Origin of the sequence: Bremerella sp. TYQ1 (assembly GCF_020150455.1) — a bacterium.
GTDB classification, from domain to species: domain Bacteria; phylum Planctomycetota; class Planctomycetia; order Pirellulales; family Pirellulaceae; genus Bremerella; species Bremerella volcania_A.
Genome location: NZ_CP083740.1, coordinates 6,421,155 through 6,443,846, shown reverse-complemented (window position 1 = coordinate 6,443,846; position 22,692 = coordinate 6,421,155). Strand labels below are relative to the sequence as shown.

The window sequence follows — 22,692 nt, the reverse complement described above, 5'->3', positions numbered from 1 at the left end:
CGCCAACTAGCATGGATGCCATCAGCACATCACATAAGGCTGTCGGCACCTTTGCCCACACTACAAGAATCAACCCTGGAATCGAATCGATACGAGCTGGAAGCCCTGCTCAGTGATCGATTTGTTCTCACCTGGCGGCAACTGACCGTCGTGGGGTTGGTTTGTGTACTTTTCGTGCTCATCAGCTTCACGCCACTTTCCTCGCATACAACTTGGAATTTAGCTACGCGTGGAGAAGCAATTTTAGCGAACGGAAATCTTCCTACGACGGACGTAACGCAAGTTCTCTCTCAAGGAATGTCTGTTCGCGAAACCTCGTGGCTGAGTGCGACTTTCTGGGCACTCATTGCTCGCAATAGTCTTGAAGCGGTCTCATGGACGACGACTATCTTGGCAACGATTTCGCTTGTCGCGGTTACTGCATTTCTTTGGACTGCCACGCGAAACTCGCTTTTGACAGGTCTGGGCACGCTTTGGTTTTCGGCTGCCACATGGAGTCTACTCGGACAAGGATCTGCGCTGCTGTTGGTGTTACCCGTTTGGATCGGCCTGATTTTGCTAGTGCGACGCCAGGAAAATGATTCGCTCTGGAATGTGTTCGCGATGGTAGGCCTAGTCGCCGTTTGGGCCAATCTCGACTCTTCGGTTTTTATTGCCCTGGTGTTGCTCGCATTGGTATGGGTCGCGTCGTCATTCGATCTACTCACAGCCAATGGCTGGAACTGGAATGCACTGATTCGTGATCGTCGCTTCCAATCGAAAGCGATAACGGTTGAACTATCGGTTCTCGCGACGCTGGTTACCCCACTTGGAGTTTCTCTTTGGGCAGAACTGTTCGACAGGTTTTCCTTGAGTGGGCCCCAACTAACTTTTGCAAGCGTATCCGGTGTGTGTTGGTTGGTCGCCATGCTGGCGTTCGGGCTGGTTCTTCGCAAACATGCCGGGAGCTTGCCATCTACAGAAATCGTGCTCGTCGCGTTTTTTGGACTTACCTGTGTTGGTTATTCGACGGGTATTCTTTGGTTCGCCCCATTGGCAGCTCTCTTGTTAATTCCACGAATTCAGCAAGCGTTGAATCTTTCGGCGGATCCTGTTGCCCCCATGGATGCTGAAGAAGGGGAAGCAGAAGCCAAACCACCCGTTCTGCGATTCGCATACTCGTTAGCGGCTGTACTGCTTTGCTGGATCGCGTTTGCGGTTTCTCCATTGAGCCATAGCGTTCTCGGAGGACAGCCACGAACGATCGGTCAACTGTTCGACGAAAAGACCCCAGTCGCTGCTGTCCGATATCTCCGCGAGAACCCCGTTGACGGCCTGGTTTATTCGCCAGCAACTTGGGGAGACTTGCTACAAAGTCGCCAAGGTGGTCAAGCGGAAGTGTTTGCCACCACCTCAATGGCCCACTTGCCGCAACAGGTGAAATACGACTACGGCCGCTTGAACCGTGGAGACGCCGGCTGGGAAGGCACTGCCGATCGTTACGACATCGATGCCTTCGTGATTGACAAACAAAATCAGCCGTCACTATTGGAAGCCGTAGGCACAGGCAACGAATCGTGGCAGATTGCCTACGAAGATGATATCTCCCTCGTACTGCGAAGGAGAAAAGCATGACCCAGCGGCACCTCAAATCCCGTCGTGGCATAGTTAATTCGTTAGGCCTGTTTGCTCTCTCACAAGTCTTACTTGTTGGTGGGATCGCCGTTGCCGCGGTTCTTTCGATTCCAAGCCAATCAGAGAGACTTCCCCAGTTTCAGAACGAGCCACGTTCAGTCGAACTGAAATACAACTGGCCTCAAGTCATCACCGATGAGCAACTGATGAATGTCATGACGAAATTGCGTCCGCAACTTCGTCATGAACATCCCAAGATCAATCACGTCGACCACGCACTGAGATGCTGGGGGAAAAGTGCGACGTTCTCGGATCCCAATTGCTTAAGCGGTGACGAGATGGTTGCCATGCTCACAGATCAAAATGCTTACCAGTCAGCATGGGGCATTGATTCAGCTCCGCTGTTGATTCAAGGAGAGTATGGTCCCGGCTTCCGCACCCAACAAGGCGAAGCCTCGGCCAGTCACGTCGACCATACGCTTGGGACACTCGCCGAAATTGGAATTCCTCTGGACTTTCCGATTGTCTTGCAAGGTAACGTCGAACCACGCACCGTTGAATCCCTGCTAGTCGCTGCCATGCGAGACTTCCGGCTGAACCAAAAGGAATACGAGTGGACCACGGTTGCCGCCGCTTCCTACGCGACCGGTCCAACGCACTGGATTTCCCAAGACGGCGAACAAATCACCTTCGACCTGTTGGCCAATCGCCTAATGCGGCAAGACTGGGTCGACGGTGTCTGCTACGGCAACCATCGCCTATACGCATTGGCGATGCTGCTTCAGTTTGATCAACAAGCTCAACTGTTCCGAGATTCAGCGACCAGGTCGAACATCATTGCCCATCTTAGTGAAGCAAGTGCTCGACTCGTTAAAAGTCAGTCCTCGGAAGGCTACTGGGACGAGAACTGGGAAGACGCGAGTCGTCCTGCAAAGGAGATGGAAGCAGGGGGCCCGACCATGCGTCGCATCTTAGCTACGGGACATGCCCTTGAATGGTGGGCGATCGCTCCCAAAGAAGTTTTGCCACCGCGCGAAGTCATCATTCGTGGTGCTCAGTGGCTGGTCGTTGAAGTCGAACGAATGGAACCTGAGTCAGTCGTCAAAAACTATACGTTCCTGACACATGTGGGACGTGCACTGTGCCTTTGGCGCGGAAAGTTTCCTCACGAACTGACTCCCCTAACCAATCCACAAACCGGCGCCGAAGGATAACGCCGGAAGCCATTAACTCAATAGGTGCTACGCCATGTTGACCACGCTTAAAAAACTCTGGAACGACGAACGCGGGTTCGTTAACTCGATGGAGCTAATTCTGATCGCGACCATCGCCGTGATTGGGTTGATCGTCGGTCTTGTCGCATTCCGCGATTCCGTTGTCCAGGAACTAGGTGACTCGGCTTCGGCAGTTGGTGAATTGAATCAGTCCTATGCCATCTTTGTTGGCGACAGCACCAACCGCGATCCCGAGGATGGACCAGTCGTCACTGGACCTAATGCGGTAAGCCAAGTCACTGTCGAGCGTGACTTCCTCAATGCAGATGGTGATGTCACCGTGTCGGTGACATCTTCGTTTCAGAACTATCGGTACAACGATCGAACCGATGTCGGCGACGGGCCGGACCTTCTTCTAACGCCTCCAGCAACCATCATTTCGCTAAGTGGTGCCCCAACTGACGAAGGGTCTTAATCGCAAGATGTTCAAAACACTTATTCCTGCACAGTTGAAGATGCGACCAGCAATCCGCCGGCGTCAAGGAAATGCCCTGGTGATCTCGGTGATCCTGCTTGTCGTGATTCTCGGCATTGGAGTCATTGTCGGAGCGGTCGCGCTGCGAGACCAGATCACGCAGGAGTTCGGCGACGCAGCAGTCGCCCTGGACAATCTTGACCAGTCGTATTCCTACTTGATTGAAATCGATACCAACGGCGACGGTACATTCGACGCACAGTGTTTCGCTGAATATGACGACCCTGATCCAACATTAACAGATCCCGGCCCTAACTTGGCACCGGCTGATATTGAATTTATTGCCCCAGCCGTTCCAGATCAAAGGGAAGGCGTGGTGGACAATCCATCGGGAGAATTCCCGTAACTAAATCACTTTTAGTTTGGAGTGAACCTTCCTGCCATGGGCAGCAGCGAATCGCGGCGGTCGATTCGAGGGCACGTCAGCAAGGCTGGAAGAACTTTTTCGTGTGTTTTTACCCCTTAGGAGATTAGCTCATGAGCCTCATGAAGCGCCTCTGGAACGACGAAGCTGGTTTCGTTGTCTCCGCAGAATTGATTCTGATCGCGACGATCGCCGTTCTCGGCCTGATCGTTGCCCTGGACACCGTTCGTAACGCAATTACGAGCGAACTGTCCGACGTTGCTGGTGCCATCCAAGATGTCAACCAGTCCTACTCGTACTCGGAAGTTCTGGGCCACTCGGCACGCGTTGCTGGTTCGGCCTTCGCAGACCAAACCGACTTCTGCGATAGCCCAGACGACGCTCCACAAGACGATGACAACTGCATCGATCACACTGGCGTTGTCTACGACGAAGGCGTGACTGGTCCATTCGTTGTTGCTCCTAACAACGCTGCTCCGTAAGCCTACGGTAGCTATTGCAAACATCTGGCGAGGTGGATTTTGAGCAAAACGCCACCTCGCCCACGAGGACTGTAGCCAACATCTGCGAATGCAGACGGAGGCTTTAGTACTTCGATCAGAATTGACCTTAGGAATCTACCGCCATTCCTTAGGTCAGCCTGTGTTGGACCCTTAAGAGATTTGCATCACGGAGATTTAGCGTCGAACACAGCCTGACTTAAGGCGTGTGAAACGTCCGAATGTTATTTTTCGAGCATCCCATGACCATGATTCCCCAACTCATTGTTTTGCTATTTGTCGCTGCGTACACCGCCACCGGATGTGCGTGGGACATGAAGACTCGCAAGCTGCCAAACTGGTTGACGGTGAGTGCATTTGGGCTTGGATTGATTTTCCATACCGCAGCCGGGGCATTTTCTGAGCAGGGAGCGATGAATGGTTTCCTTTTCTCGCTGGCTGGATTCGGAATGGGCTTCGGCATCTTGTTCGTTCTGTTTGCGATCGGCGGCGGAGCGGGCGGAGACGTGAAGTTTATGGGAGCGCTCGGCGCTTGGGTGGGTTGGAAAGCCATCCTCATAATTTTTATCGGCAGTGGACTAGTCGCAGCGATTAGTCTGGCTGTCGTATTTATATGGAGTCTTTTCGCTGGTTCATCTCCATCGGATGATGAGGAAAAGCAACAAACCACCAGCGGTAGGCAGAAGATTCCCTACGCGATCCCCGCCACAATTTCTGCCTGGCTCGTGCTGGGGGGACTATTCACGTTGAAGTGGGTAGCCATGTCGGGATCGCCAATTACACTGGAAAACTAGTTAAACGTTAACGCTGCGAAATCACTCGCACATACTCGGAGTAGACGAGCAATGAGGGTAAGTCCGGGAACAATGCTTTTGGGCGTGGTGGCAGTCATGTTTGGGCTGCTGGGGGCGTACATTGTCCAAAAGAACATGCAACAACAACCCCAACAAGTCGCCGCGGACAGCGTTCCTGAATCGTACGTGGTTCCTCGTGCTGGAACCGACTTACAAGCAGGACGTGAGATAACGATGGGAGATATCGTTATCCACCGCATGTCGGCAAAGCAAATCCACGACCAAGGTCTTCCACATCAATTCATGGGGCGAACATCAGACATCATTGGGCGAACTTTACGCGTTGATGTCCCCAAGGGATCGTCATTTGACGCTCACTTGTTCTATCCAGAAGGAACGGGGCCCAGTATCGTTGATCGATTGGATCCGGGGATGCGGGCCGTGACGATCAAAGTCGCCGCAGATGAAGCAGTTGATAGCTTTGCTGCACCTGGTACTTGGGTTGACGTGCTCTTCCGCAGTGAAGAAGACGCTCAGGACGATTTGCCTGAGATGACCGTCAATCTTCTCGAAGGCGTTAAGGTTTTGGCCGTCAACAGCACGACCACCGAGATGCGAACCATCCGCGGCCAACGCGAAGCTCGCCAGGAAACGTCCGTCACGCTTTCAGTCACTCCTGATCAAGCCGTTGCCCTTCGCGTTGTCGAGAATCGTGGCACCATGGCTTTGGCACTTCGCCATCCAGATGATCTGAACAATGATGCTCAGTTTGCTGGCATGACAATGGATCAGCTTTTGAACCGACCGATTTCACGCGAACGAATTGAAGTCTACCGTGGTCATTCGATTTCTCAGGTAGAGTTCCGCGAACGGTTCCGTGCCAACTTCGATCCTGAGAAGCTGGCCAAGCAAAACCTGAACAAGCAAGCCAAGGCAGACCCACCGGCCCAAGCTGCTGAAAACGTGAAATAGTCGTCTACGGTTAAGAAACGACTGCCGCAAGCGATCACTAGCTTGCGGCCTCTTTCCTCCTTTCACACCAATAGACCTGGCCATGATTCGATTTACCTCGTCCGAACCCACGTCGGACAATCCGCCAAGCGAAATCGACTTTCAACGATTGAAGGCGGACATTCATGAACAGCTGGTTGAGTCGCTCGATCTCTCGTTGGTTGCCCGGATCGACGATGAGCGAATGCGAACCAATGTTCAGAACCTGGCCAAAGAGGTCATCTCGACCTATCGTCCCAAGATAGATAAGTCTCTCCACGAACGACTTCTGAGCGAGCTGCAAGACGAAGTATTCGGGCTTGGCCCTCTGGAACCACTGATGGACGACCCTACCATCAGCGATATTCTGGTGAACAATGCCCACGAGATTTATCTGGAACGCCATGGTCGACTCGAAGCATCGGACATTGTTTTCGCCGATGATGCTCACTTGATGCGAATCATTCAGCGCGTCGTGGCTCGCGTCGGCCGCCGGATCGATGAAGTCAGTCCGATGGTAGATGCCCGACTACCAGATGGTTCTCGAGTCAACGCCGTCGTTCCTCCATTGGCACTCAACGGTCCCAAGCTTTCCATTCGTCGGTTTGGTGTCGAACACCTGCGTTTGGAAAAGCTTCTGGAGAACGAAACGATTAACCAACCGATGGTTGACTTCCTTAAAGCAGCCGTCCAGGGCCGTGTCAGTTTCATGGTATCCGGCGGTACCGGTGCCGGTAAGACTACGATGCTCAACGCGTTGAGCAAGTCGATCCCAGCCGACGAACGAATCGTAACGATCGAAGATTCGGCCGAGCTTTTGCTGCAACACTCTCATGTTGTCGGCATGGAAACTCGTCCTGCGAATTCGGAAGGCCAGGGATCCGTTACCCCTCGTGACTTAGTTCGCAACAGTCTACGTATGCGACCAGACCGGATTTTGGTGGGTGAAGTGCGAGGGGCAGAAGCCCTCGACATGTTACAAGCCATGAACACCGGTCACGAAGGTTCGTTGACCACGATCCATGCCAACGACGCGGTCGATGCATTACATCGCTTGGAAATGATGGTCGCGATGGCTGGATTCGAATTGCCTATCAGCGTCATCCGACGATATGTGGCAAGTGGCATTCGCATCATTGTTCACGTCGCTCGTCTGAAAGGCGGTATCCGAAAAGTGATGCGAATCGCTGAAATCGCTGGCACTGAGAATGGCGAATATCAGCTCAATGACATCTTCCGTTTCGAGCATCAAGGATTGGATGATAGCGGAAATGCAACAGGCCGATTCGTTGCCACTGGCTACCAACCCAAGTGTGTCGAACGGTTCCTGGAGTCTGGCGTTCAAATCGATACCAGCATTTTCCAGGCCACTACCTAAGCCCGCTCAAAGAGAGTTCCTTTCGTGGATCAACTTGCCCTAGCTTTGAATGCCAATTCGCTACCGATCTTCGTGTTCGGTGGAATGGCTGCCGCGCTTGGGGCGTTGCTGATGGGTGTTCGCGACTTGTTCCTGTCTCGCGATTCCCGTTTGATGGCGTCCCCTATCCTGAAGAAATTGCCGGCCCGCATTGATGAAGCGGACTCGACGGCTGTTGGCCGGTTCGATGTTTGGCTCGAACGTGCCGTCTATATGACCGGCATGAATACCAGCATCACGATGGCATCACTGCTGTTCATCTTGATTGGCACGACCGTCGGCATGGCTTTGTTTGTGTTCACTGAAGACGTCCTCCTCAGCGTTATTGCAGGCATCTCAGGAATCGCGGTTTGCTTCATCATCTTATCAATCGTCTATAAGCGAGTGATGAAGAAGTTTGAAGAGCAATTCCCGCCGGCTTTGGACTTACTGGCGAGAGCTGTTCGCGCCGGTGAAAGCCTTGATCAGGCGTTTGTGATGATTGGCGATTCGGTAACCGATCCGGTTGCCGGAGAGTTTCGTCGAATCGCAAAGCATTTAGAGATGGGGCTTTCACTTTCTGCTGCGATGAAGAGCTTTGCTTACCGTGTACCAACCATGGACGTGCGAATCTTTGCATCGGCACTCAGCGTTCATCGCGAAGCTGGCGGTAATTTACCTAAGACATTGGAACGCTTGGCCAACGTGATCCGCGATCGCATGAGCTACCAGCGTCAACTGAAAAGCGTGACGGGAGCCGGACGCGTTACAGCCACAATCATTTCGGCATTAGGTCCACTGCTGTTCCTCTACTTGTTCTTCGTTCAACCTGAATATAGCAGTTCGCTGTGGAACGACCCGACCGGACGGCTTGTTTTAATCGCAGCCGCCGTTTCACAAGTCATCGGCTTGATCATCGTCAGCCGAATGCTACGAAGTCGCTATTAATCCCGAAGAGTATTCCATGCCATTCAGCCTAGAAGTTGTCGGAGCCTTTCTCGGAATCAGTATCTTACTGTTTCTGGTCGGTAGTCTCATGCTATGGCTAGGTGGCAACCGCGCCGAAGACTACCTGGAAGCATCCAGTGGTAAATCGCTTGGTATTTTCACGAAGCTCTTCGCTTACATGATTCCAATCGCGAACGAGAGCCGAGACAAGCTGCAGGCCGAGTTGGTAAAAGCTGGCCACTACGGCAAGTATGCGGCCGAAGACTATTTGGCCATTCGAAACGCGGCCGTGTTTGCCTGGCTGATCTTCGTTGCTGCGGCATTAGTCATGACAATGAATGACGGAGCACAAGCTCAGCAGTTCTATTTCATCACCGGAGCTGTCGTGCTCGCGCTGATCTGGGGGCTTCCACGTATCATCCTTTCCTCGTCTGCATCCTCGCGTATTCAGCGAATTCGCTATGGTTTGCCAGATGCATTGGACATGATCACGATGACGGTCTCTGCAGGTATGCCGCTTCAGCGAGCCATCAGCCATGTCAGCCGAGAGCTACAAACTTCGCACCGCGACTTAGCCTGCGAGTTGACCATCCTAGAAGGCCAAGCTTCGGCTCGCTCACTTGATTACGCCCTGAAAGAATTTGCCAAACGCGTCGACGAGCCAGATGTGACCGCACTCTCAACATTAATTCATCACGCAGAGCGACTAGGTGGAAACGTAGCGACGGCATTTCACGAGTTCGCGGACAGCATTCGTGAAACGCGACGGCAGCGGGCAGAAGAAGAAGGCAATCGCACTTCGATTAAGTTGCTCTTCCCCGTTATCTTTTTTCTCGCCCCGCCCATTTATGTCCTACTGCTAGGTCCAGCGGTTATGGAGTTGCGAGATTTTTCGATGCGTGAGACAGCCCCTGGCGGAGCATTAAATCAGACGGCCACCCAGGCATCTATTTCCGCCGTTCGTGATGCCCCTAACGGCAATCAGCCAGCCAACAACTAGAAGTCCCAACGACTATTTGGCGGCAGCAGTTTCCAATGCGCTGATCACTTGCTTGGAGAAATCTTGTGCCGAAGCAGATGGAACGGCTCCAATCTGTGTCGATGCCGCTGGCGGCTGCTGAACATTGCTACCTAAGGGCTGATCAGAAATCTGGTAAACGGCTGGGCCGGTTCCCAAACTTTGGGTAGGAATCGTCAAACCACTCTTGGCCGGAGCTTGCGTCGGAACCGTCGTGGTTTGAGCAGCAGTTTGCGTTTCACTTCGATACTGCACCTGTTGAACCGCAGGCTGGTTCCCCGAGAACCGGGAGTTCGTGCGAAGCGGATTCGATGAATCCGTTTTCGCTTTCACAGGCTCGGCTTGAGCAACAAATTGTGGCTGTTCGATGAAATTCTTATTCCGTTCGATCGGCGACGTTTCGGCAACCATCTCTTGCTGTGGCTGCTCTTGGGGAGGCACGATATGTGGGCGAACATTCGGGCGATTGGTGACTTCCCCAGTCATCTGAGCGATTTGAACCAAGGCTTCCGCAGCAGGTCGAAGCCGCTTGTCTAAATCCAACGCACGGCTGTAATTCTGTTCCGCCAAAGCAATGTCGCCACGTTGACTTTGAATGTAAGCCAGGTTCGACAATGCTTCCGCTTCGCTCCCAACGCGTCGAAACTGTTGCAATGCCAGATCGTATTGACCTAACTCAGCGTACACGATTGCCAGATTGGTTCGTGCGGCCTCGTAATCAGGATCTTCAACCAACGCTTCTTCAAGAAGCTGCTGAGCCTGTTCTTGGTTGTCCTGCAGGTAATAGACGTACCCCAGATCGGAAAGCACTTCCGCCGATGGTTGACCTGCGGTCTGAGCTTTGGCCAAGTATTCGATCGCAAGATTGTATTGACCCTCTTTGCCAGCAATTACGCCCATTCGATGCAGGGCGACGCGATTCTCTGGCTGCTCCGACAAGATATGACGGTAAATTTTCTTAGCCGTCGTGCCGTTGCCATTGCGTTCAGAGAGACGTGCCAGGCTGATCTCTTGCTTGAAATTATTTACCGGAACGGTTTCCGACTTGGCAAACATGGATCCCATGCCTGGCCGGTTCGTAGCACATCCACTAAGAACCAGGCCAGTTGCGAACATTACGATTGGAAGAACAAAGCGATAGTTCATTCGGCTCGTCATCTCAAAAAATCGCACAAATAGGATCCACGTTTCAAAAGGTCTCTTCTCGATTAGAAGAAACCACCGCCGAATCCGCCGAAGCCACCGCCGCCAATTCCACCGCCGTAGCCGCCGCCGAATCCGCCTCGGCCTGACAAACCACGTTGGTAGGCACTTGCCGCTTCGCCACTTGTCAGACCTTCCGAGAAGGACGGAGCGACAACGACACGTGATTCTGCGTCAGCAACACCCATGGCGGTCAATGCAGCAACCACACAGCGACGACGCTTTTCATCTAGCTCATCATTGAAGTGAACTGGATATTCGTAATCGGTGCCTGGCTTAGGCGACGTCTGGCTGCGTTCTACGACGACTGGCAGTTCATCACCACGAAGCAGGTTGGCAGCGATTTGCTTGACGTGATCTTCGCCGTAGCCGTTAAGCTTCCAAGCGTCTTTTTCACCTTTACCGGCGATGAAGTTGGGCTCAAATTCATGCTGGTAGATAACGTACTTCGCCGCTTCTGCGTTGAGTTCCTGGGTACGATTCATTTCATCGACCGAGGCACCCAACATGGTCGGTGGAGCGGGCTCGATCCGACCGTAGCTTTGGCATCCAACTAGGCCAGCCGCCACCAGGGCGAGCGTCAAGCCTCCAGCAGTTCGATTGAATAGGGTCATCTTGGCTATCCTCAATTTGGTTTCGTCACGGGAACGAAAAAGGGGCTGGGCTTTACCACCTTGGGCCTAGTTAGTTGGAAAAACCTTGCGGTCCGGAGATGTAGTAATCTTCGCACTCGTGATAGTGACGGCTCGCCTTACGGGCATGGCGTTGGGCCTTCAAAATCTCGTGGTTCTCGTGATGAATCTGGTGACGCATCGCGGGCCAAACAGTGCTGCGGTAGTTGTAACCAGGACGTCCTTCGATTTGCTGATGCCAGAAGAACTCCTTATTCGTTGGGTCGGTCACATCCGTGCCGGGCAGAAACAGTGGGAGCTGTTCAACTTCCATCGGATGAACAAGTTCTGGACTGACGAGAACGACCAATTCGGTCTCCGTCCGGTTGGTCGATTGTCGACCGAATGCAGCACCGACAAGTGGAATATCACCGATACCTGGCAGTCGCGTTCGGCTACCTTGTTGTTCGTCCTGAATCAAACCAGCCACCGCCAGCCATTGACCTTCACGAAGATCGACTGTCGTCGTGACCCCTCGCATATCCAAGCCTGGAATTCCATCCACCGTGTTGTCGCTGTTGATAGAGCTGAACGACGGTGCAACTTGCAGACGAATCTTATCTTTGTCCAGAACGGTCGGTGTAAACGCGAGCTGAGTACCGAAACCACGGAAGGTCGTCGACACAGCACCGATACCGCCAACACCAACGGCAGTGGGTACAGCAAACTCACCACCAGCGATGAAGTTGGCCGACTTGCCGCTGATCGTAACCAGTGTTGGTTCGGCTAAAATCTTCGCCATCCCATTGGTGCTTGTCGCTTGCAGAAACAGCTCGACGTCACCACCATCCAGGATTGCGGAGAGATTACCAGCCCCGGCCCCAATAATGTGCGAGACGTCATAGTTTTCGCCACTGACGCTAAAGTCAAAACCAAGGTTTCTGGCAGCGGTTCGTTGCAGTTCTGCGATCCGAACTTTCAGCATCACTTGCTGTTCGCCAGGAACTTGTAGCAAGTCGATCACGCTGGTTGTTCGCAAGTCTTCGGCACCAGGCAACAACGCTGCAGAACCAAGATTGGCTCCCAACGACAAGTTGCCAGACTGGTCGATCGATTGACCACCGAGGACAGCCAAGATCTGAGCAGCTTCCTGAGCGTCGCGAGCCTGACCGCGTACGATCAGCTTATCTGCGACAGGAATCAGCTGTACGATGCTATTAGGAAAGAGCTCGTTGATGCGAGCTTCCAGTTTGCCGTATTCAATTTCAGCACGACGCTGTTCTTCGTCGTTCGCAGCAACTTTAACCAGGTACCGAAGTACGGTCGAAGTTCCGTCCGGAGCGGCGAACCAGATCGTCATCGTCGTTTCGCCAGCTTTCAAACCGATGACTTCTACCTCGGTTGTGCTGAATTCATTGATCTCGACGATGTCTGGGCTGGTGATAGCAACCCGCGTCATCGGTAGCTTAGTCTTGAGAATCTTCGATCGCGAAGGTTCGACTCGGAAAATCAGTTCCGGCTCGAGCACCTCTTGAATCAAGTTCGACTCTTTCATCAAGACCGATTCATTGGGCTTCTCGATGAGTTGAGCATCTCGTGGGCTGGGTAGCTCAGCGGCGATTTGTGCTTGGGCAAGCGCCGGCACAAAGGCAAACGCACCCGCCACCGCAGCGGCAAACACGGCACGCCCGCCGTACTGAACTGTAAGTTGGAAGAAGCTTTTCATGGATACCTACCACCACATGCGCTGGTTGGGAACGGTCGTGATCGGCAAGACTGCGTCAAACAATAATGGGGACTCCGGCTACCACCCGTCGTACAGGGCGATCCCGCGGACCATCTAAGGTTTCGGATGTTCCGATTGTGAGAGTTGAGCCGTATTTGCCTAAGTTACGATTTGTTACTGAAATACCCCTTCAATTGGAGAAACAGTAAAAAGCTAGTCGCCTAGTCGTCTTTCAGCCTTCTTACCCAGAATGACACGAAACAGTGTGAATTTAGCTAAGATGGGTCAAGAGATCCGAAGGAGTCGATTTTTTCGTAGCGGGGTCCCGGAAACTGCCGAACGTAACAACGACGCATCCCCATGCGCCGCACAACTCCACTCGATGTCCGTGTAAACCAATATCAAAGGTTGAACCCACAATGACGACCGTATTCGTAATTGCTGCCGTGATGCTCGGTGCCGAAGGCGGCACTCCGGCCCCAGTCGTCCAGTTGAAACAGCCTTCGGTTGCTGAACAATCTCAGCCCGTGGTCGTCGACCTCGGTGCTTTAAGCACTCCTAGAAGTGCTGCGAAAACCAATGGCGGCCTGATTAAGCCGGTTGGATATGAAACGAAGCATCCGCAAACCGCGAAGTCCGCGAAAATCGCAGCTGTTTCGGCCAAAGGTGGCTTCTCACTCGTTCAAGATGCTTCGCCATCGGACGGTGTTGCCCCACGCCCGATGAAACCTATGCAGATCCCAACTCCGCCTAGCCCGGTTCAGCTTCCAGAAGAGAAGCAAGACAGCCATTTCGTGGAACCGTATGTCGCTGAAGACGACTTCACCACGGCAAGCTGTGGCTGTGGCGATTCCGTCGATAGTGGCTGCACTTCGTGTGATACCGGCGGCAATTCGTGTGGTTGCCATAAGGCTCATGGCTGTAACCTTGGATGTCATGGCGGATGCCACGGATGTGGTTACGGCCACGGCCACGGCGGTTTCTATGCACGTCACTGCCTGCCTTCCCCATGGCACGCCCCTGGCAACATGGTTCCCCACATCCCGTACGTTGCTTACCCAAAGACGTACTACTACTTCCGCCCTTACAACATGCTGCACATTCCTGACCAACAGGCACGTGCCGCCGGTTGGGTTGAAAACCCTGCCCTGCCGTATTCCAATCGAATCTTCGATAAGGTCTACGCTGAGCTCGAACCTGTGTTGAACGCTCCTGGTGAAGTCGTTCCTCCGCCTGTCTCCACGCGATAAGCTGTACCGAGATTCAATCGTTCAAAAAGGCTCGATGCTCCAACGCATCGAGCTTTTTTTGTTTCGAAACACAGAACCGCCGAGATTGCTCGAATCTACCCTCTGTATCCAGTAGAATACATTCACTTCTCACCTCACCCATCGCTTTCCCCTCCGTATCAAGAGAACGATCCCCATGCGTTTCCTGCTGCTTTTGGCAACCGTTTGCACATTGTCGTTCGCTTCGCTCGCGTCCGCTCAAGACCCGAAGAAGCCCAACATTTTGTTCATCTCAATCGATGACCAAAACGATTGGATTGGTTGCCTCAACGGACATCCTCAAGCCCAAACTCCCAACATCGATAAGATTGCTGAAGCGGGAACGGTCTTCTTAAATGCTCATTGCCAGTCTCCGTTATGCAATCCTTCCCGCACAAGCTTGATGACCGGCCGTCGACCTTCTTCAACAGGGATTTATGGACTTTCGCCATGGTTTAGAAGCGTTCCAGAGCTGGCAGATATTGTGACATTACCCCAGCATCTGCACGCGAATGGATATACGAACTACTCCACCGGTAAGATCTATCACGGAGGCTACGGTCGAAAGAAGAACGACTCGGAGTTTCAAGTCTTAGGCCCAGCGTCATCCGTCGGGGTACGCCCCAAGAAGAAGTTGGTCGATACTCCGGCCGCGCATCCCCTGGTCGATTGGGGTACGTTTCCTCACAAAGACGAAGACAAAGGAGACTATCAAGTCGCATCGTGGGCCGTCGACACGTTGAACAACAAGCCTAAAGAACCGTTCTGTTTATCGGTTGGTTTTTTTCTTCCACACGTTCCATGTTATGCAACTCAGAAATGGTTTGATCTCTACCCTGAGGATGAACTGCAAGTTCCTGAAATCATGGAAAACGATCGAGAAGATACACCTCGTTTTAGCTGGTATCTCCATTGGAAACTCCCTGAGCCGCGTCTGAAGTTTTTGAAGGACGAGCAGGAATGGAGAAACCTCACTCGCAGCTATCTCGCGTGTACCAGTTTTGTGGACGCTCAAATTGGAAGAGTCACCGCTGCTTTGGAGGCCAACGGCTATGCTGAGAACACGATCATAGTCATCTGGTCCGATCATGGCTGGCATATCGGCGAAAAAGAAATCACCGGCAAGAACACGCTATGGGACGACGGAACACGAGTTCCCTTAATTTTCGCAGGTCCTGGAATCAGCCAAGGACAACGCTGCACGCAACCGGCGGAATTGCTCGACATTTATCCGACGCTCAGTGATCTGACTGGACTTCCCAAAGCCGATGGTTTGGAAGGTCATTCGCTGGTTCCTCAGCTTCAAGACGCACAGACGGAACGTACACATCCTGCCATTACAACGCATAACCATGACAATCATGGAATACGAACGGAACGATGGCGTTTCATTCAGTACGCCGACGGTTCAAGAGAACTGTACGACATGCAGGCCGATCCCAACGAATGGACGAACTTAGCAGGAAGCGATCAGCATGCTGACATAATCGAAGAGCTCGCGAAGTTCCTCCCGCCCAAAAGCAAAATGCCAGCTCCTGGCAGTAAACATCGTGTGTTGACATACACCGATGGAATTGCGATTTGGGAAGGCGAGGAAATCAAAGACGGCGATCCGATTCCCGAGATCGACTAGAAGTCACGGCCGAGTTAATCCTCAGCCCGACTCCCGTCTCCGCACATTTTGACGATTTTTGGATCAAAGCGACCGAGGATATCGACCAGGTCGCTTTGTGACGCCATGACTTCGTGAATGTCCTTATAGACGCCTGGGACTTCATCGGAACCAGCCGACAAGATGTGGACACCCTTCTCTTTTAACTCTTGCCGCGTGTTTTGAATGCGGAACGTATCGTTCGCCTTCTTACGCGACATACAGCGACCGGCGCCGTGGGATGCGGAATCGAAACTAGCAGCTTCTCCTTTTCCACGAACGACGAAGCCAGGCGTTCCCATCGAGCCTGGAATGACGCCAAGAACACCTTTTCCGGCCGGAGTTGCCCCCTTGCGGTGAACTATCATTTCGCGTCCATCGTGCATCTCTTTCCAGGCAAAGTTGTGATGATTTTCGACGCCTGCTACGATCTCCGCGCCGACGATGTCACTTACCAATCGGTGGATGACTTCGTGGTTGGCCGCAGCATATCGTCCCATCAAGTTCATCGCCTCCCAGTACTCTTGACCTTCTTCGCTGTCCAACGTCAACCAGGCCAGGTTTTTGAGCGTTTCGTACTTCTTTGGCAACTTCGTTCGCGCGATGTTGCTGTAGGTACTACAAACTGCAGCCCCTGGGCCTCGGCTTCCGCTATGGCTCAGCAGGGCCACATACTGTCCAGGCTGCAACGCAAACGACTCTTCAGTCGCGTCACCTTCGTTAATCGTCAGGACACCAAATTCAACGAAGTGATTTCCGGAACCTGAAGTTCCCAGCTGCTGCCAAGCTTTGTCTTTCGATTGGCGCGTGACCTTACTAATGTTCCAGTCTTCGTCCATCACATCGTGCTGCTGCGGCTTCTTATGCGTTGAGCCGACACCAAATCGCGTCCCTTTCTCCAAGGCCCGGCAATAGTTATCAAAGCGAGACTCTAAGGAATCGAGTTCCATATCGAGCACACTTAGCTTCATCCGACATGCAATATCGACACCTACCGCATATGGTACGACGGCTCCTTCCAACGCCAGCACACCACCGATTGGCAAGCCGTATCCCAGATGCGCATCGGGCATCAATGCAGCGCCAGCCGCGTGCGGAAGCTTACATGCCTCACGCATTTGGGCATGGGCCATTTCATCAATATCTTCGCCCCACGTACGATAAGAAACCTTTTCGTGCAATGGCTCGATGGTCTGGTCCGTCGTCAACAGCGTTGCAAGTTCACCAAAACAGTTATCACCCACGAATTGCTCCGGCCCTGCGAGAACCTCCTTAAAACGATGCTTCAACGCAGCGCCTCGCAGTTGGTGCGAAGTCGCAGCACTCGAAACAGCTTTCACCGCTTCCGTCAAAGCGTATTCAGGAACACCCAATTGCGTTAGTTGACGACGATTCACAACAAGACCTCTTAATACAGTTCATTCACTCTTTGAAGAACTATGTCCCCGCTCATCGTACTAAGGTTCGCTTCTACCCTGTCAGAACATCTGCTGATTGTTCCGCAATCAAAGAACCAATATTCAAAGACGAAGTCGCGGCCGGGCTCGGTGCATTCAATACGTGGATGAAATTGCCTTCTCTCTGGATGACAAAATCATCCACAAGAGAACCATCGCGTCGCAATGCCTGAGCTCGAACACCCGCCGGAGCAGGCACCAAATCCTTAGCCGATACCGAGGGAATCAGCCGCTGCAACGAAGCCAGAAATGCAGACCGAAAATAAGATCGACGCATTTCTCCCATCCCGACACTCCAGTATTTAGCCGCAAGCCGTTGGAATCCTCGATAGCCGATTGAATCCCACAAATCACGAACGTTGATGTCCCATTTGGTGTAGCCTTCGCGTGCGAACGCCAACACAGCGTTAGGGCCACACTCGACACCTCCAAAAATTGTTCGTGTGAAATGGACCCCTAAAAATGGAAACGCCGGATCAGGCACGGGATAGATCAAATTGCGACAAAGATGCTGAGCCGACTCGGTCAGCTCAAAGTACTCGCCCCGAAACGGAACGATTTTGACTTCCGGGGCGTGCCCACACATCCTTGCAATTCGATCGCTCTGAAGTCCCGCACAATTGATCAATAGTGACGTTCGCAGCGTTCCATTATTTGTTTCGACAACGATCTCACCATTTCGCTTGGAAACCGATTGCAATTGCGTCGACGTGCGAACTTCTCCCCCGGCATCCTGAATCAACTCGCACAGCTTAAAACAAACGCGTCGATAGTCGACAATCCCTGCCGATCGCACATGGACTGCCGCAATGCCGTGACAGTATGGTTCGTGGGCTCGCAATTGGTCGGCATCGAGCTGCTCGCACTCAATCCCGTTTTGGATTCCACGCTCGAAAATTGCTACCAAACGGGGCAACTCTTTTTCGTCCGTGGCGACAATCACTTTCCCACAGATCTCGTGTGGGATCTCGTATTGCTCGCAAAACGACTGCATCGCCAAGCGGCCCTCGCGGCAGTTGATTGCTTTCAACGAACCAGGCCGGTAATAAATGCCCGAGTGGATTACCCCGGAGTTTCTACCCGACTGATGCTGAGCGAGTACTTTTTCCTTTTCGATGACAATGACATCGTGATCGGGAAACCGGCGTGAAATCTGGTAGGCCGTCGCCAAACCGACAATACCACCACCCACGATTACGACATCAGCAAACTGCGACTCCATGCTCAAGTTACTTTCCTACTGGCCATTCTTCGGATCGAGCTTGGTGTCGTCGATTGTCTTGAGAGGGGCATCGACTTTGGATAGAACGCTACTCACTTTTGAGTCGAGTCGTCCCTGATATCCTTTTCGATAGTCCAGCTTCGCAGTGCATGTAACTCGGTCGCAATCTTCCGCCATCGCTTCCAAGCATTTCTGCATGACAGTTAGAACCTGATCGATTTCGCCTTCGATGATGGTTCCCATGGCATGCAAGCGGTAATCAAGTCCGCTAGCAGCAATTATTTTCAAACTTCGGGCAACATATTCGCTCACCGAATCCCCTTTGCTGAGCGGGGACATGCTGAATTCCAAGAGTACCATTGGGCCTGTTTTCTAGTCTAAAAGGGCGTAGCGATCTAATTAGTTTACTAATGCACTATTTTGGTGAAAACTGATATTGGGCTCGATCCGCCACCTCGCTACACTTCGCCGTCATCCTCGGTGGCCGATTATGCCGATAAGGAAGGTTATCGCGGATGGATCAATTACAACGCTATCAGGTTCTCCCCACCTTGCGATGATACTTAACGCCCGGATTACTGTTCTCCTAATCCTTTGCAGCTCTCTGCTGCCGTCATCGCTTAGCGCGCAGACGGGACTTGGGTGGCCCGATCCGACCAATCTGTTTCCTGGTCAACGATCGCAGCATTTGCAGCCGATCCTTGATTTTCCCACAGACGAGCCTTCATCTCAAATCGCGCAAGTTGCTTACGATAGCCCGCTCGGTCAACCAGTCATTCACAATGACCTGACGATGATCGATCCCGGCGCAGAGGTCCAGTGGGTAGAGCCTCGCTACGGGGAAACCGTTTACGAACGACCGATGGCGATGGTCGATGAAAATGAGCCGTATGACTGGACAATACTTCCCAAGGGCATGGTCTACAAGTCTTACTTGGCCGGCCAGAAAGAATCGCGGCTTTCCGCCCAACTGGTCAAAATTACGGACGACAATTGGATGCTGGACGGTAACCTCGGTGGTCGTTTCGGCGTGTTACGCTATGGACGTGATTCTTCCTTTTTGTCCGATGGTATCCAGTGGGATGTGGAAGGTTCTGCCCATGTACGACTCGACATCCCGGAAGATGTCGACGTCCGTGCAGTTGACTTCCGCGCTGGTACGCAGCTCACTTGGAGTTACGCGGCAGATCCTCGTCACCGATCGCGATTTGGGTACTATCACCTGAGTTCGCATCTTGGGGACGAATTCCTCCTTAAAAACCCTACGTTTGATCGACTGAATTACGCTCACGATCTGCTCATTTTTGGTCATTCGTTCTACTTCACGAAGAAGCTTCGCGTTTATGGTGAAGTTGGCTGGGCGTTTTACCACTTAGTCGCAGATCCGTGGGAATTCCAATTTGGCGTGGAATGGGCCCCGAACGAAGCAACCGGTCCTTGGGGCGAACCATTTATCGCCGTTGGCACCCATTTGCGTCAGGAAGTCAACTACGGTGGTAGCTTCGTCGTTCAGGCTGGTTGGGCTTGGGTTGGCGAAATTCCCGGACGAACCTTACGAACCGGTTTCCACTATCACAACGGCGATAGTACGCAGAACTCGTTCTACGACGAGTTTGAACAGCAAATCGGCTTCGGTATCTGGTACGACTTCTAAATCTTGGATCCCCAAGGTTTCAATTGCCGCATTTTTCTGGGGGTTCTATAATTTCCCCAGATCATCACTCGCGTTTTAACTTTCCTTTTGCGCGAGCACCTTCGTCAACGCCTAGGTAAGGACCGACCTCCATGCCGTGGAAATATGCCGCCATTGTCGCGATCTTGTTTTTGCTTCCCTGCCATTCCAACTTGGCAGCTGCCGAAATTGAAACCAGCGACGATCCCACAAACCCCGACAATGTTTACGCGAACGTTGACGAAGACTACGTCGAGCTTATTCAGCTTTTCGCAGACACGCTGGACCAAGTTGATCGAAACTACGTCAAAGACATCGATCGTCGAGAACTGATGGAAGCGGCGATCCGCGGCGTTATCACTAAGCTAGACCCCTACTCGAACTATATCGCTCCGGAAGACCTCGAACGCTTCAAAACCGGAGTGGAAAACGAGTTTGGTGGTATCGGCATTCAAGTCTCGACACGCGACGGCAATTTGGTCGTTACGAGTCCTCTGATCGGTACTCCCGCCTATGAAGCCGGCATCATCGCAGGCGATCGCATCACGCATATTGAAGGTGAAAAAACGGAAGGCCTCACGATCGATCAGGCCGTCAAAAAGCTGAAAGGCCCCATCGGAACAAGTGTGACGATGACCGTTTATCACCCCAGCACATTCACCAGCGAAGACCTGACGGTGCGACGCGAACTTGTCCAAATCGAAACCGTGATGGGTGACGAACGCCTTGAGGGTGGCGACTGGGATTTCATGTTCGATCATCGTGACAAGATTGGATACATCCGAATCTCCGCTTTCAGTCGCCATACGGCCGACGATCTTCATAAGGCGGTCACCAAGCTTTTAGACGACGGCATGAAAGGCCTGATTGTCGATCTACGAGCCAACCCCGGCGGATTGCTGACTTCGGCGGTGGAGATTTGCGATATGTTCATCGACGAAGGAAAGATTGTCAGCACCGAAGGACGCAACTCCCCGAAGCGTGTCTGGACCGCCGAAAAGGATGGTACTCTGCCCGACTTCCCGATGGTCGTACTGATTGATCACTACAGCGCAAGCGCCAGCGAGATTCTTTCGGCTTGCCTGCAAGATCACGACCGAGCGATCATCATCGGCGAGCGAAGCTGGGGCAAAGGCAGCGTCCAAAACATTATCGAACTCGAAGAGGGCAAGAGCGCCCTGAAGCTGACTACCGCCGGCTATCAGCGTCCTAGTGGAGAGAAAATCCACCGCTTTGAAGGGGATACCGAAGAAGATAAGTGGGGTGTTTCCCCCGATGATGGCATGGAGGTGAAGATGAGCCGCGAACAGAAAGTCGCCTATCATACCTACCGCCGAATGCGGGATCAGGATACGATCATTCCACACCCGCCAGCACCCCTACCGGAGCTTTCTGACATCGATCCGGTCCTCAGCAAGGGGTTGGAAACTTTGAAGGCGGAGATTTCATCCTCCTGATCCGCATCGAAGCCGATGAAAATCCTCACGATTGAATCGACCTGTGACGAAACAGCCGCAGCGATTATTACGGACGAATTGGAAGTCCTTTCGTCCGTCGTTGCGTCGCAAGACGAACTGCATCAACGGTTTGCCGGCGTTGTCCCAGAGATCGCAGCACGTGCTCATCTGGAACGTTGCCTCCCCGTGATCGACGAGGCAGTCCGAAAAGCCGGGATCGAGCTTAGCGACATCGACGCGATTGCGGTCGCTCACATGCCAGGCCTTGCAGGGTCGCTTCTCGTAGGTGTCACTGCAGCTAAGACGCTGGCCCTAATGCTGGATAAACCCTTGATTGGTATCAATCACCTTCAGGGGCATATCTACGCCTGTCAGGTCGCCTTCAAAAAGCCAATCTTCCCCTGCATCGGCTTGATCATCAGTGGCGGTCATTCGACGATTTACCACTGTAAAAGCCCTTTCGACTTTGAACCACTCGGGGGAACGATCGACGACGCAGCTGGCGAGTCGTTCGATAAAGTCGCATCGATGCTCGGTCTTCCTTACCCAGGAGGTCCGTCGCTTTCCAAGTGCGCTGCGAATGGTGATCCGGCCGCGTTTGCGTTTCCTCGTCCTTTTTTGAACGATAAGTCGCGACTCGACTTTAGCTTCAGTGGATTGAAGACGGCGGTTCGATACGAGATTGCCGGCCCTGGCGCAGTCGACTTTAAGTCACTCGAGATCGACGACCAGCGTAAAGCAGACATTGCGGCCAGCTTTGAGCAAGCGGTCGTCGATTGCCTTGTCGGTAAGACGATGCAGGCCATGCAACAAACCGGAATCGAACGCATCTGCGTTGGTGGCGGTGTCGCAGCCAACAGAAAATTCCGAGCTGCTCTGGAAGAAGCCGTATCGCAGGCTGGCGGTGAACTACTTATCGCGCCAATGCATCTTTGCACGGACAATGCGGTCCTAGGTGCCATCGCAATCGAAAAAATCAAAGCGGGACAATTCGACGATCTTTCACTAGATGCGTTGCCGGGTTTGATTCGCAACTAAACAAAAAAAGCGGC

21 protein-coding genes are annotated in these 22,692 nt (G+C 52.8%); 15 read left to right on the top strand and 6 right to left on the bottom strand.

Annotated elements, in window-relative coordinates; genetic code table 11:
• Window positions 1–51 precede the first annotated feature (51 nt).
• From LA756_RS26235 to LA756_RS26190, 10 genes are all read left to right on the top strand, one after another.
• Window positions 52–1,614, top strand: coding sequence for a hypothetical protein (locus LA756_RS26235; RefSeq protein WP_224437676.1), 1,563 nt, complete (start codon window positions 52–54; stop codon window positions 1,612–1,614).
• Entirely contained in the window at window positions 1,611–2,828 is a 1,218-nt protein-coding gene (locus tag LA756_RS26230; RefSeq protein ID WP_224437675.1) for a hypothetical protein, read from the top strand. Before LA756_RS26235 ends, LA756_RS26230 begins: the two co-directional genes overlap by 4 nt.
• Window positions 2,829–2,862: 34 nt before the next feature.
• Window positions 2,863–3,303, top strand: a complete 441-nt coding sequence (locus LA756_RS26225; RefSeq protein WP_224437674.1) for a Flp family type IVb pilin — start codon at window positions 2,863–2,865, stop codon at window positions 3,301–3,303.
• A 7-nt stretch (window positions 3,304–3,310) separates the two neighbouring features.
• Window positions 3,311–3,709 carry a hypothetical protein gene (locus tag LA756_RS26220; protein ID WP_224437673.1) on the top strand — a complete coding sequence of 133 codons (399 nt, stop codon included), beginning with the start codon at window positions 3,311–3,313 and terminating at the stop codon, window positions 3,707–3,709.
• Window positions 3,710–3,840: 131 nt separating this feature from the next.
• The gene (locus LA756_RS26215; RefSeq protein ID WP_224437672.1) at window positions 3,841–4,209 is read left to right on the top strand and encodes a Flp family type IVb pilin; all 369 of its coding nucleotides are present in this window, start codon (window positions 3,841–3,843) and stop codon (window positions 4,207–4,209) included.
• A gap of 332 nt (window positions 4,210–4,541) precedes the next feature.
• Complete coding sequence (locus LA756_RS26210) at window positions 4,542–5,021, top strand: prepilin peptidase (protein WP_261362064.1); 480 nt, start codon at window positions 4,542–4,544, stop codon at window positions 5,019–5,021.
• 96 nt (window positions 5,022–5,117) lie between these two features.
• Window positions 5,118–5,993: a Flp pilus assembly protein CpaB gene (cpaB, locus tag LA756_RS26205; protein WP_261362063.1), complete on the top strand. Its 876-nt coding sequence runs from the start codon at window positions 5,118–5,120 to the stop codon at window positions 5,991–5,993.
• An 82-nt stretch (window positions 5,994–6,075) separates the two neighbouring features.
• Window positions 6,076–7,389 (top strand): CpaF family protein, encoded by a 1,314-nt coding sequence (locus LA756_RS26200; protein WP_224437671.1) that lies wholly within the window; start codon window positions 6,076–6,078, stop codon window positions 7,387–7,389.
• Between the two features lie 24 nt (window positions 7,390–7,413).
• The gene (locus tag LA756_RS26195; RefSeq protein WP_224437670.1) at window positions 7,414–8,355 is read left to right on the top strand and encodes a type II secretion system F family protein; all 942 of its coding nucleotides are present in this window, start codon (window positions 7,414–7,416) and stop codon (window positions 8,353–8,355) included.
• 16 nt (window positions 8,356–8,371) lie between these two features.
• Complete coding sequence (locus LA756_RS26190; RefSeq protein WP_224437669.1) at window positions 8,372–9,355, top strand: type II secretion system F family protein; 984 nt, start codon at window positions 8,372–8,374, stop codon at window positions 9,353–9,355.
• 12 nt (window positions 9,356–9,367) lie between these two features.
• Here LA756_RS26190 and LA756_RS26185 read toward each other — a convergent pair whose 3' ends face one another.
• From LA756_RS26185 to LA756_RS26175, 3 genes are all read right to left on the bottom strand, one after another.
• Window positions 9,368–10,438 carry a lipopolysaccharide assembly protein LapB gene (locus LA756_RS26185; protein ID WP_224437668.1) on the bottom strand — a complete coding sequence of 357 codons (1,071 nt, stop codon included), beginning with the start codon at window positions 10,436–10,438 and terminating at the stop codon, window positions 9,368–9,370.
• A 143-nt stretch (window positions 10,439–10,581) separates the two neighbouring features.
• Entirely contained in the window at window positions 10,582–11,190 is a 609-nt protein-coding gene (locus LA756_RS26180) for a hypothetical protein (RefSeq protein ID WP_224440479.1), read from the bottom strand.
• A gap of 70 nt (window positions 11,191–11,260) precedes the next feature.
• The gene (locus LA756_RS26175; RefSeq protein ID WP_224437667.1) at window positions 11,261–12,913 is read right to left on the bottom strand and encodes a type II and III secretion system protein family protein; all 1,653 of its coding nucleotides are present in this window, start codon (window positions 12,911–12,913) and stop codon (window positions 11,261–11,263) included.
• 419 nt (window positions 12,914–13,332) lie between these two features.
• On the opposite strand from LA756_RS26175, the gene LA756_RS26170 reads away from it, so the two are divergent.
• Both LA756_RS26170 and LA756_RS26165 read left to right on the top strand, forming a co-directional pair.
• Window positions 13,333–14,163, top strand: a complete 831-nt coding sequence (locus tag LA756_RS26170) for a hypothetical protein (RefSeq protein ID WP_224437666.1) — start codon at window positions 13,333–13,335, stop codon at window positions 14,161–14,163.
• Between the two features lie 175 nt (window positions 14,164–14,338).
• Entirely contained in the window at window positions 14,339–15,814 is a 1,476-nt protein-coding gene (locus LA756_RS26165) for a sulfatase (RefSeq protein ID WP_224437665.1), read from the top strand.
• A 14-nt stretch (window positions 15,815–15,828) separates the two neighbouring features.
• Here the strand turns inward: LA756_RS26165 and LA756_RS26160 are convergent, their stop codons facing one another.
• The 3 genes from LA756_RS26160 to LA756_RS26150 all read right to left on the bottom strand — a co-directional run bounded on the left by LA756_RS26160 (window position 15,829) and on the right by LA756_RS26150 (window position 18,850).
• Window positions 15,829–17,229, bottom strand: a complete 1,401-nt coding sequence (locus tag LA756_RS26160) for an RtcB family protein (RefSeq protein WP_224437664.1) — start codon at window positions 17,227–17,229, stop codon at window positions 15,829–15,831.
• Window positions 17,230–17,302: 73 nt separating this feature from the next.
• Window positions 17,303–18,511: an L-2-hydroxyglutarate oxidase gene (gene lhgO, locus LA756_RS26155; RefSeq protein ID WP_224440441.1), complete on the bottom strand. Its 1,209-nt coding sequence runs from the start codon at window positions 18,509–18,511 to the stop codon at window positions 17,303–17,305.
• Between the two features lie 15 nt (window positions 18,512–18,526).
• Window positions 18,527–18,850: an MTH1187 family thiamine-binding protein gene (locus tag LA756_RS26150; RefSeq protein WP_224437663.1), complete on the bottom strand. Its 324-nt coding sequence runs from the start codon at window positions 18,848–18,850 to the stop codon at window positions 18,527–18,529.
• A 349-nt stretch (window positions 18,851–19,199) separates the two neighbouring features.
• Here LA756_RS26150 and LA756_RS26145 point away from each other — a divergent pair, with 349 nt between their 5' ends.
• From LA756_RS26145 to tsaD, 3 genes are all read left to right on the top strand, one after another.
• On the top strand, window positions 19,200–20,165 hold the full coding sequence (locus LA756_RS26145) for a DUF1207 domain-containing protein (protein WP_224437662.1): 966 nt from the start codon (window positions 19,200–19,202) through the stop codon (window positions 20,163–20,165).
• A gap of 131 nt (window positions 20,166–20,296) precedes the next feature.
• A complete protein-coding gene (locus LA756_RS26140; RefSeq protein ID WP_224437661.1) occupies window positions 20,297–21,640 on the top strand; it encodes a S41 family peptidase in 1,344 nt (447 codons plus the stop codon).
• Window positions 21,641–21,655: 15 nt separating this feature from the next.
• Complete coding sequence (tsaD, locus tag LA756_RS26135; RefSeq protein ID WP_224437660.1) at window positions 21,656–22,678, top strand: tRNA (adenosine(37)-N6)-threonylcarbamoyltransferase complex transferase subunit TsaD; 1,023 nt, start codon at window positions 21,656–21,658, stop codon at window positions 22,676–22,678.
• The last annotated feature ends 14 nt before the right edge of the window (window positions 22,679–22,692 follow it).